Source organism: Pseudomonas sp. SDO5522_S412, assembly GCF_054071215.1.
This window is the reverse complement of the sequence record NZ_JBSVWQ010000193.1, coordinates 1-10,462: the sequence shown is the minus strand read 5'-3', so window position 1 is coordinate 10,462 and position 10,462 is coordinate 1. Positions and strand designations below refer to the sequence as shown.

The window sequence follows — 10,462 nt, the reverse complement described above, 5'->3', positions numbered from 1 at the left end:
GCCGGTTTAGCCGCGCCGGGCCATGGATGGCCCGTCGCGGCGGCCCGCGGAGTAACGGATATACACCCCACCCTAACCCCGCGCAGCAAACACCCCCCGAGCAATCGACCGAGCCACACAATCAGCCGCCGCCGACCCAATCCGCCCAATCTCCACCTGCCGCCGAGGCCCATCCGCCACCTCCACCGCCCCAGAGGCCAGAGCAAACACCGTATCCCCATCAAACGGCAAATGCGCCGGCCGCACCGCCCGGGCAATCCCGTCCTGCGCCATGATCGCCACCCGCTTGCACTCCGCCACCGTCAACCGCGCCGTACTCGCCACCACCACCAGCGTGGTATTGGCCCCCGCTTGCAGACGCCCCATGGAATCCAGCCGCGACAACTCCGGCATCGGATCACTGCAATCCATCTCCGTCACCGGCCGCGCCCCGCCAAACTCCCCCGCCACCTCCCAGGGCCACGCCCAGAACGTCTCGCCATCCGGCATGTAGACCGAACCAATCGGGTTAGCCACCACCAACGCGGCAACCACCAACCCATCGCCCAAATCCAGGGACGCCGTCCCCAGCCCGCCTTTCAGCACCCCGGCCATGGCCCCACGCCCGGCCCCGACAGAGCCCAGCTCAAACTCCGGACCGGCATTGGCCAGCGCCTCAAACCCCAGCCGCCGGTAAGGTGGCTCCAGGCCCCAATCCTTGTCCCCGCCATTCGCCAAATCATGCAACACCGCCGCCGGCACGATAGGAATCGCCGGCGCACCCGGCTTCAAATGCAACCCCACCTGGTCCTGGGACAACTTCGCCGCCACCGCATCCGCCGCCGCCAGGCCAAACACCGAGCCACCGGCAAACACCAGCGCGTGCAGCTGGCCCACCATGTTCTCCGGCTCCAGCGCCGCGGTTTCGCGACCACCTGGGCCTCCACCGCGAATGTCGATACTGGCAGTCCAGAAACCATCCGGGCGGATCACCGTGACGCCGGTGTCGGCGTACAGGTCTGTGGCGTGGCCAACCTCCAGGCCGGGAATATCAGTGAGGGCGTTGCGCGGGCCAGGTCTAGGCATACAGAAAAGCTTCCTTGGGTTTAGGTATGGCGTGGGGAGAGCAAGGGGTGTGCCAAGGAGGCGCTCCCCCGGCCCAGCGTACGCTAGCAGCTTCGCGAAAAAATCCCCTGCACAAAAACCAACACCCTGCCCTCCCGCCTGTTAGAAAAACACCACCCGCCCCGCAAACCCTCCAACAACTCCTTGTTATCCAAGACTTTTCAGCGATGGCACAGCCTTTGCTCTCCTGCCTCCACCAGAGCTTGAACTTAACAAGCCGTCCTCGAACAAGGCCCGTTGCCTAACCACACTGGAGTGTTGCACATCATGAATCCATCACGCGCCGCAGGCCGCCGCCAACCCGGCAAGGCTTTCGCCCATACCCTGTTGTTCCTCGCCGTGTGCGAGGCCGTCAGCTACAGCAGCCTGACCCTCGCCGCCGACGCCCCGGCCAGCGACAACCCCCTGGACACCGTCGTGGTCATCGGCAACCGTGGCCAGGCCCGCACCCTGGCCGACAGCCCGGCGCCGGTGGACGTGATTTCTTCCAAGCAGTTGCTCGCCACCGGCCAGGGCGACCTGACCCGTGCCTTGAGCAAGGTGCTGCCGTCCCTCAACCAGCCGGCCTCGTCGGGCTTCGGTTCGACCTCGATCGTGCGCCCCATCAGCCTGCGCGGCTTGAACGGCGACCAGGTGCTGGTGCTGGTCAACGGCAAGCGCCGCCACAACAGCGCGCTGCTGAACAACGCCACCTCCCTCAACTCCGGCTCGCAACCGGTGGACCTGGACATGATCCCCACCGCCCTGGTGGATCACATCGAAGTCCTGCGTGACGGCGCCTCGGCGCAATACGGGTCGGACGCCATCGGCGGCGTGATCAACATCGTGCTCAAGCAAACCGACCACGGCGGCAGCTTGTCCACCACCTACGGCCAGAACTATGAAAACGGCGACGGCGAAACCGTGCGTCAAACCGGCAATGTCGGCCTGGCCCTGCCCAACGACGGTTTCATCAACCTCGCCCTGGACGTGAAGAAACAGGACGTCTCGGACCGTTCCGATGCGGCGCCGTACACCGACAGTGCAGGCAACACCAGCCAACGCCACACCTACTACGGCACCGGCTTGCCCGAGGCGAAGAACTTCAGCCTCGGCTACAACGCCGAGCTGCCGGTCGCCGACGCGCTGACCCTGTACTCGTTCTCAACCTACACCCACCGCAACTCGGAAAAGCCCCTGGCATTCCACCAGCCGCCGTCGTTCAACGGCATCCAGACCCCGTACCCGGAAGGTATCGAAGACAACCTGCGCTTCATCGAAGACGACTTCCAGGTGGCGTTTGGCGGCAAGGGCCAGGCCGCCGGCTGGGACTATGACCTGTCGAGCACCTACGGCCAGGACCATGCCCGGGCCACCCTCACCGACACCTACAACCTGAGCTACGGCCCGAACTCACCGACCTCGGTCGACACCGGCGTAAAAACCTTCAGCCAATGGACCAACAACCTCGACCTGACCCGCGCCTTCGACCTCGGCCTGTACAAGCCGACGCAGATTTCCTGGGGCCTGGAACAGCGCTACGAAGACTACAAGATCGGCAAGGGTGACCTCGCCTCCTACGCCAGCGGGCCGTTCGACACCGGTGCCAACGGCGCGATCATTCCACCCGGGACCATTTCCGGTGCCGGTACCACCCCGGCCGACGCCGCCGAAAAAAGCCGCATCAGCCTCGCGGGCTACGGCGAGATCGGCCAGGACCTCACCGACAAATGGCACGTGGACCTGGCCGGGCGCTACGAGCACTACAACGACGGCTCGGGCACCACCACCAACGGCAAGTTCTCCACCCGCTACCAGCTGACCCCGATCCTGGCCTTGCGCGGCACCGTCAGCACCGGGTTCCGCGCACCGTCCCTGGCCCAGCAGATCTACAGCTCCACCTCGCAAACCAGCGTCAACGGGCAACTGTTCGACTACCGCAACGTGGCGGTGAACTCCGATGTGGCCAAGGCCCTGGGCGCGACCACCCTCAAGCCTGAAAAGTCGACCAACTACAGCATCGGGCTGACCCTGCAACCCACTGACAACACCAACATCACCCTGGATGCCTACCAGATCGTGATCAAGGACCGCATCGCCCAGACCGGTTACCTGGGCGGCACGCCGCAAATCAGCGCGATCCTCGCCGCCGCCGGGCTCAACCCGAACCAGGCGGTGACCTACTTCACCAACGCCCTCGACACCACCACCCGCGGCGTCGATCTGGTGGGCGACTACCGCCAGGACATCGGTGCCTATGGCAGCCTGAAATACAGCGCCGGCTTCAACTGGAACACCACCCAGATCGACTCGATCCACGCCTCGACCGTGGCCGCCCAGGCCCTCGGCCCGGACGGTGGCTATGACCGCCAGCGCCAGGGCAACCTCAAGTACGGCTTGCCGCAATCCAAGCTGCTGCTGGGCACCACCTGGACCTACGACAAGGTTGAAACCAGCCTCAACCTGACCCGCTACGGCTCCTACACCGAGTACGGCACCGCCGAGATCTACGACCGCAACTTCGCGCCGACCTGGATCACCGACCTGAACATCGACTACCACCTGACCAAGGCCGTGACCCTGAATGCGGGGGCCAACAACCTGTTCAACAAGTACCCGAAACGCACCGACCTGGTAAGCAGTTCCGGCGGCTTCCCGTACGGTACCTTTTCGCCTTACGGCACCACCGGTGGCTATTGGTACACCGGCGTGACGTACGCCTTCTGACCCAGCCCGCGGGGCCGGTTCGCCGGCCCTGCGCCTGACCTTTTGCGGGAGCCTGCCCATGACCCGACGTACCGATCAACTCAAGCTGGGGGCTTTCCTGGCCAACAGCGGCCACCATGTATCGGCCTGGCGCCATCCCCTGGCCCAGGCGGATGCCAGCCTGGATTTCGAGCACTTCAAACACATCGCGCAAACCGCCGAGCGCGGCAAATTCGACGCCTTGTTCGTCGCCGACGTAGTTGCCCTGTGGGGCCATCATCACGACGCCCTCAGCCGCACTGCCCGCGCCGAGCACTTCGAGCCCTTGACCCTGATGGCCGCTTTGGCAGCCGTCACCAGCAACATCGGCCTGATCGCCACCGCCACCACCAGCTACAACGAGCCGTACCATATCGCCCGCAAGTTTGCCTCCCTCGATCACCTGTCCAAGGGCCGCGCCGCCTGGAACCTGGTGACCTCGGTGGTCTCGGATGAGGCCTGGAACTTCGGCCGCGAAACCCATATCGACCATGGCGACCGCTACCAGCGCGCCGAAGAATTCCACGATGTGGTCAAGGGCCTGTGGGACAGCTGGGACGACGACGCCTTCACCCGCGACAAGGCCAGCGGGGAATATTTCGACCCGGCCAAACTGCACACCCTGAATCATCGCGGCGAACATTTTTCCGTGCGTGGCCCACTCAACGTCGCCCGCCCTCCACAGGGCCATCCGGTGCTGGTACAGGCCGGTGCGTCGGAACCCGGCAAGGCCCTCGCCGCCCGCGTTGCCGAGCTGATTTTTGCGGTCAACCATGACCTGGCCGGCGCCCAGGCTTTCTATCAAGACATCAAGCAACGCGCCGCCGCCTTTGGCCGTGACCCCGACCACATCAAGATCCTGCCCGGTGTCACCCCGTTTATCGGCGAAACCCGCGAACAGGCCCAGGCGCTGTTCGAAGAGTTCCAGGCCCTGGTGGACCCGGTGCTGGGCCTGCGTTTCCTGGCCGACACCCTGGGCGATGACATCGACCTGTCGGGCTACGACCTCGACGGCCCGCTGCCGGAAACCCCGGTAGGCCAGCGCGGCAGCCGTCGCGACAAACTGCTGGAACTGGCCCGCAGCCAGAACCTGAGCATCCGCCAGCTGTACCTGCACCTGACCGCCGGCAACCCGGTAATCGGCACCGCCGAAGACATTGCCGACTTCTTCGAGCAGTGGTTCGAAGCCCGTGCCTGTGACGGGTTTAACGTGTTCTTCCCGTACTTCCCGGGCGGCATCGACCTGTTCGTCGAGCAGGTGATTCCACTGCTGCAGCAACGCGGGCTGTTCCGCACCGAATACGAAGGCACCACCCTGCGGGAAAACCTCGGCCTGCCGCGCCCGGCCAATCGCTTTACCCAGGGAGTTACACCATGAAGCGCAGCGCATGGATGCTGGCAGTCGGCAGCCTGTTCGTCTCGAAGGCCTTTGCCCTGAACATTTTGCTGAGCAACGACGACGGTTATCAGCACCCCAATATTCGCGCCCTGTACACCGAGCTCAAGGCCCAGGGGCATACGGTGCGGATTGCCGCACCGCAGGCCGACCAGAGCGCACGGGGCGGTGCGTTTTTCTTTGGTCGCGAAGTCACCGTTGGCCATGACGACGACCCGGCCTACCCCGACAGTTACTACATCAGCACCACTGAAAACGGCGTGTGCCAGAGCCCCGAATGCGCCGGCAAAGACGTGCAGATCGAAATCAGCGGCACGCCGGTGATGGCCTTGCTGATGGGCCTGAAAAAAGTCATGCCCCACCCCGACCTGGTGATCGTCGGCCCCAACCCCGGGAATAACCTGGGGGCGATCAACAGCGCTTCCGGCACGTTCAACGTCGCCAGTGTCGCGGTGCAGGCGGGCATTCCGGCGCTGGCGGTCAGCACCGATTTGAAGGAGGCAGACCCACAACGCGCGGCGCAACTGGTGGCGAAACTGGTCAATGCCCTGGACCAGCATCGCCAGCCCGACGGCGCGCTCTTGCCCAAGGGCCTGGGCCTGAATATCAACCTGCCAAAAGACCCACGGATCAAGGGCGTGAAACTCACCCGCATCGGCAGCTACGTGGGCTTTGAAGCGGTGTACACCGACGACCTCAAGCAATTCAAGCTGCCGGGCAAACCCGGCATCGGCTTCCAGTACAGCCCCGCCGCCACCGCCGAGCAGCAGAAGCAGGATGAGGCGGTATGGCTCAACAAGGGTTACTTGACCATCAGCCCGTTCAGCGGCCTGCCGGAGTCGATCAACGCCGGCCCCGCCCTGCAAAAACAACTGGCCCGCGAGGTGCAGCCATGAGTTCGCGTTTTTCCCTGGGGTTTCTCAGCCGCGTCTACAGCCCCGGCTTCGAGCCCAAGGTCTACCGCGACACCGTGGAGTTGTTCAAGGTCGCCGAAGAGCTGGGCTTTGACAGTGGCTGGGTGGCGCAGCACCACTTCGCCAGCGAAAACGGCCGCCTGCCCTCGCCCCTGGTATTGCTTGCCGCCATCGCCCAGCGCACCCGGCGGATCAGCCTGGGCACCGGGATTATCGTGTTGCCCCAGGAAGCGCCGCTGCGCCTGGCGGAAGACGCCTCGGTGCTGGACCTGTTGAGCAATGGCCGGCTGGAGCTGGGCCTGGGTGCGGGTTTTGATCCCGACACGTTCACCGCATTCGGTCGTGAGCCTGAGGCGCGCCACCGCGATTATGAGCAGCACCTGCAACAGTTGATCCATGCCCTGGGCAACGCCCCCCTGACCGACAGCGGCTCGCGCCTGTTGCCACGGGCAGCCGGCCTTGGGCAGCGAATCTGGGAAGCCACCTCACGGGTGGAACGGGTGGCCGAGCGCGGCCACGGCCTGATCATGGCGCCCAACCCGCACCTGCCGCCCGAAGCCGGGGTAGAACTGGTCAAGCGCTATCGCAACGCCTGGACCGGTGACAACGGCACCCCGCCCCGTGTCACCCGGGTACAGGCGCTGATCCCGAACCCGGACGCCGCCACGCGCAACGATATCCAGGCCTACGTGCAACGCCAACAGAGCATCGGCGTGTACAAGGCGCCGGTGGATGATGATTTCGACGCCACCCTCAGGCGCCTCGGCATCCTGCACGGCCCGGTCGAGCAGATCATCGAGCAGTTGCAGCAAGGCCCGAGCCTGACGGCCAACGACCACCTGGTGCTGCAAGTACAGACCGCCAGCACCCCGCTGCGGGAGGCGATCCGTGCCCTGGAAATCATCCGCGAACAGATCGCCCCGGCCCTCGGCTGGCAACCGACACTGCCCCAAGGAACCCTGACATGAGCTTCAAACTGGGCTTTCTCAGCCACGCCTTTGGCGACGATCCACAGCAGGTCTACCGCGACCTGATCGAACAATTCGAAGTCGCCGAAGCCCTCGGTTTCGACGGTGGCTGGATTGCCCAGCACCACCTGAGCAATGGCTTTGGCCGGCTGCCGTCTCCGCTGGTATTGCTGGCGGCGGTGGCCGAGCGAACCCGGCATATCGAACTGGGCACCGGGGTGATCGTGCTGCCTTTCGAAGACCCGATCCGCCTGGCGGAAGACGCCAGTGTGCTCGATGCCCTCAGCGGCGGCCGGGTGCAATTGGGCCTGGGCAGCGGCGGCGCCAACCTCGACAATTTCAGCGCGTTTGGCCGTGATGCCGTGCAACGCCAGGTCGATTTCAGCGAACACCAGCAGCAGGTCCAGCAGTTACTCGACGGCGAGGCATTGACGCCCCACAGCGCGCTGACCCTGCAACCGCCAGCAACTGGCTTGAGCAGCCGCTTGTGGCACTCCCACGGCAGCCTCGAAGGCGCGGCATACACCGCCAGCCAGGGCAACGGCTTGCTGCTGGGCACCGCCACCCACGATCCGCTGACGGTGCAAAAACCCCTGGCCGATGCCTACTTGAATGCCTGGACCCGCACCGATCGCCCACCGAGAATCGGCGTGGTGCGGGCAATTTTCCCGGCAGCGGATCGCGCCAGTGCCCAAGCGGAACTGGCGGTGGATATCGAGCGCCACATCCCGCGCCTGCAACGCGAAGGTCTGATTGATCAAGCCGTGGACCTGCAGGAGCACCTGCGCCTGATGAACGTGCACCACGGCCATCCCGACGAAGTGATCGCCAGCCTGCAACAGGACCCGTCCCTGCTGCCCTATGCTGACTACGTGATCGCCGTGGTCCAGGCCGAAAGCTCGACCCAGGCGCAGATCCTCAAGCGCCTGGAAATCATCGCCCGGGACATCGCCCCGGCCCTCGGATGGCGAGGACGAGAGTAGGATGATCAAACGCCCTGAAAGCGTCAGCTCCCGTAGCAGCTGTCGAGTGAAACGAGGCTGCGTAGCGGTGTGTCAGATACACCGCGAACGCAGCCTCGCCGGGGCTCGACAGCTGCTACGACGACGCGTGATGCTGATGCCAAACTATGGAGCCCGTGTATGCCCCTTGAATTCAGTTGGTTGATGCCCCTCTGTACCCCCGACTGGGCGGCGCGGCCGGGGCAGTGGATCCAGCTGGCCCAGGCGGTGGAATACGCCGGCATCGACGGCCTGTGGATCCCCGGCGGCGCGCTGTGTGCCGACAGCCTCGGTGTGGCGGCGGCGTTATGCGCCCACACCCGACGGGTGCAATTGTCGGTGAGCGTACCGCCGGAAGTCATGCTGCCGGCGGCCCTGGCCACCACCCTGCAAAGCCTGCAATCGATCAGCAGCCACCGGGTGCGCCTGCACTTGCCCGACGGCGAACAAGGCAGCCTGCGCAGTGCGTTTGGCGAATGGCTGAACCGCGACCAGCGCAGCGAACGCATCGGCGAATACCTGGAGATTCTCCAACAACTGCTGGCACCGAATGACGGCGGCCTGGATTATCAAGGCCGCTATTTCCAACTGGAAAACGCCGGCGTCGCCCGCCGCGAACTGCCCGCCCCGCCACTGGTGCTGGACGACAGCCAAAGCCACGCGCTGGTGGCCGGCCACGCCCAGGTCTGCCTGTTGCGGCCTGGGCATCCGCAGTGGCTGGCCCAGGAAATACAACGCTGGCGCCAGCTTCAGCCGGGCCTGGCCTTTGCCTGTACCTTCGGCCTGGTCATCGGCGACAGCGAGGACCTGGCCTGGGAAACCGCCGCCGCCCTGCTGCCGACCCAGGACCTGCCCAAGCACCGCATCGCCACCGTGCCCCGCGACCGTCACCCGTTGCGCCAGTGGGAGATCCACCCGAACCTGCTGCAACTGCACCCTGGCCAACCGTTGATCCTGGTGGGCACGCCCCGCCAAATCGCCACGCGCCTGCAGGAACTGCACGGCCTGGGCCTTGGCCACATCATCCTGCAAGGCGGCCCGGCGGTCGGCGAAGTGCTGCGCTTTGGTGAACAGATCCTGCCGCTGCTTTTTCAACACGGCCTGCGCAAGGAGCGCCTGCACCATGAACACTGAGGTTCGCCCCCCGATCCAGCTCGACTGGTTCCTGCCCACCAATGGCGACGGCCGCCACCTCACCAGCAGCGGCCTGCCCAAGGTCGGGCTGTTCCAGCAAGGCGAACGTGCCCCCACCCTCGATTACCTGCGCCAGATCGTGCGGGCTACCGAACAGGCCGGGTTCGACGGAATCATGGTGCCCACCGCCAGCGGTTTCGAGGATCCGTGGCTGATTACCGCGGTGCTGGCCCAGGAGGTGCGGCGGCTTAAATTCCTCCTGACGTTGCGACCAGGCATGGAGCTGCCGGCCTATACCGCCCACCGTGCGGCGACCTTGCAATTGCTCAGCGAGAATCGCCTGGCGTTGCATGTGGTGACGGGGTCCAGCCGTTTTGAGCAGCGTTCGTTGGGGGATTTTCTCGAACACGATGAGCGTTATGCGCGTACTGCGGAGTTTTTGCAGGTGTTCCAGGCGGTGTGGGCTGGCAAGCAGCCGGCGCATCCGGGGCGCTACTACCGCAGTGGGATCAACACGCCGGTGGCGCCTGGGGCCGAGGTGCCGGCGATCTATTTTGGGGGTGCCTCCGAGGCTGCCGAGCAGGTGGGGGCTGCCCATGGGCAGACGTACCTGATGTGGTGTGAGCCGCCGGCGATGATTGCCGAGCGGGTGCTGCGGATGCGTGAGTTGGCCGCGATGCAGGGGCGGACGTTGCGCTTTGGGTTGCGCTTGCACATCTTTGCCGATCGCACTGACGAGGCGGCCTGGGCGCATGTGGAGCGGCTGTTGGAGGAGATACCCAAGGACGCCATTGACCAGGCGCAGCGGCAGATGGCCAAGTATGAATCGGTGGGGCAGAGTCGCCAGACCGAGTTGATGAAAGGCCGTGGGCGTGGGGCGCGGGAGCTGGAGGTTTCGGCCAACCTCTGGGCCGGTGTGGGCCTGGTACGGGGCGGGGCCGGGACCGCGCTGGTGGGGAGTTATGAGCGGGTGGCGGAGCGGATCGAGGAGTATCACCAGCTTGGGGTGGACAGCTTTATTCTCTCGGGGTTTCCGCATCTGGAAGAGTCGATTCATGTGGGGGCGGAGGTGTTGCCTTTGTTGCGCAGGATTGGGGCTTCGGGGAGGGATGTTGAGGTGGGTCGGGGTTGATTGAGTACATATCCGTTTCTTCGGTTATGGCTGATATTGGTTCCGCTCTTACAGCGGCTCACTTTTGAAAAGCGCAAAAGTAAGCAAAA

Annotated in this window: 8 protein-coding genes; 7 read left to right on the top strand and 1 reads right to left on the bottom strand. The window is 64.9% G+C overall.

Features of this window, described 5'->3' with window-relative positions; genetic code table 11:
• Positions 1-72 precede the first annotated feature (72 nt).
• Complete coding sequence (locus ACW9I6_RS25975) at positions 73-1,065, bottom strand: P1 family peptidase (protein WP_003218615.1); 993 nt, start codon at positions 1,063-1,065, stop codon at positions 73-75.
• A gap of 306 nt (positions 1,066-1,371) precedes the next feature.
• On the opposite strand from ACW9I6_RS25975, the gene ACW9I6_RS25970 reads away from it, so the two are divergent.
• The 7 genes from ACW9I6_RS25970 to ACW9I6_RS25940 all read left to right on the top strand — a co-directional run bounded on the left by ACW9I6_RS25970 (position 1,372) and on the right by ACW9I6_RS25940 (position 10,373).
• Positions 1,372-3,810, top strand: a complete 2,439-nt coding sequence (locus ACW9I6_RS25970; protein ID WP_003218616.1) for a TonB-dependent receptor plug domain-containing protein — start codon at positions 1,372-1,374, stop codon at positions 3,808-3,810.
• Positions 3,811-3,868: 58 nt separating this feature from the next.
• Positions 3,869-5,206, top strand: a complete 1,338-nt coding sequence (locus ACW9I6_RS25965; protein WP_008430347.1) for an LLM class flavin-dependent oxidoreductase — start codon at positions 3,869-3,871, stop codon at positions 5,204-5,206.
• Positions 5,203-6,120 carry a 5'/3'-nucleotidase SurE gene (locus ACW9I6_RS25960; protein WP_003218619.1) on the top strand — a complete coding sequence of 306 codons (918 nt, stop codon included), beginning with the start codon at positions 5,203-5,205 and terminating at the stop codon, positions 6,118-6,120. The genes ACW9I6_RS25965 and ACW9I6_RS25960 overlap by 4 nt, the downstream gene beginning before the upstream one ends.
• Positions 6,117-7,106, top strand: coding sequence for an LLM class flavin-dependent oxidoreductase (locus ACW9I6_RS25955; protein WP_177048862.1), 990 nt, complete (start codon positions 6,117-6,119; stop codon positions 7,104-7,106). The genes ACW9I6_RS25960 and ACW9I6_RS25955 overlap by 4 nt, the downstream gene beginning before the upstream one ends.
• The gene (locus ACW9I6_RS25950; protein WP_177055655.1) at positions 7,103-8,089 is read left to right on the top strand and encodes an LLM class flavin-dependent oxidoreductase; all 987 of its coding nucleotides are present in this window, start codon (positions 7,103-7,105) and stop codon (positions 8,087-8,089) included. Before ACW9I6_RS25955 ends, ACW9I6_RS25950 begins: the two co-directional genes overlap by 4 nt.
• Before the next feature lie 159 nt (positions 8,090-8,248).
• Positions 8,249-9,241, top strand: coding sequence for an LLM class flavin-dependent oxidoreductase (locus tag ACW9I6_RS25945; RefSeq protein ID WP_457340001.1), 993 nt, complete (start codon positions 8,249-8,251; stop codon positions 9,239-9,241).
• A complete protein-coding gene (locus tag ACW9I6_RS25940) occupies positions 9,231-10,373 on the top strand; it encodes an LLM class flavin-dependent oxidoreductase (protein ID WP_003218626.1) in 1,143 nt (380 codons plus the stop codon). The genes ACW9I6_RS25945 and ACW9I6_RS25940 overlap by 11 nt, the downstream gene beginning before the upstream one ends.
• Positions 10,374-10,462: the final 89 nt, after the last annotated feature.

Excerpts from the sequence above, each read along its gene's own strand:
- ACW9I6_RS25975 (WP_003218615.1), bottom strand. The coding sequence starts at position 1,065 with ATGCCTAGACCTGGCCCGCGCAACGCCCTCACTGATATTCCCGGCCTG.
- ACW9I6_RS25970 (WP_003218616.1), top strand. The coding sequence starts at position 1,372 with ATGAATCCATCACGCGCCGCAGGCCGCCGCCAACCCGGCAAGGCTTTC.
- ACW9I6_RS25965 (WP_008430347.1), top strand. The coding sequence starts at position 3,869 with ATGACCCGACGTACCGATCAACTCAAGCTGGGGGCTTTCCTGGCCAAC.
- ACW9I6_RS25960 (WP_003218619.1), top strand. The coding sequence starts at position 5,203 with ATGAAGCGCAGCGCATGGATGCTGGCAGTCGGCAGCCTGTTCGTCTCG.
- ACW9I6_RS25955 (WP_177048862.1), top strand. The coding sequence starts at position 6,117 with ATGAGTTCGCGTTTTTCCCTGGGGTTTCTCAGCCGCGTCTACAGCCCC.
- ACW9I6_RS25950 (WP_177055655.1), top strand. The coding sequence starts at position 7,103 with ATGAGCTTCAAACTGGGCTTTCTCAGCCACGCCTTTGGCGACGATCCA.
- ACW9I6_RS25945 (WP_457340001.1), top strand. The coding sequence starts at position 8,249 with ATGCCCCTTGAATTCAGTTGGTTGATGCCCCTCTGTACCCCCGACTGG.
- ACW9I6_RS25940 (WP_003218626.1), top strand. The coding sequence starts at position 9,231 with ATGAACACTGAGGTTCGCCCCCCGATCCAGCTCGACTGGTTCCTGCCC.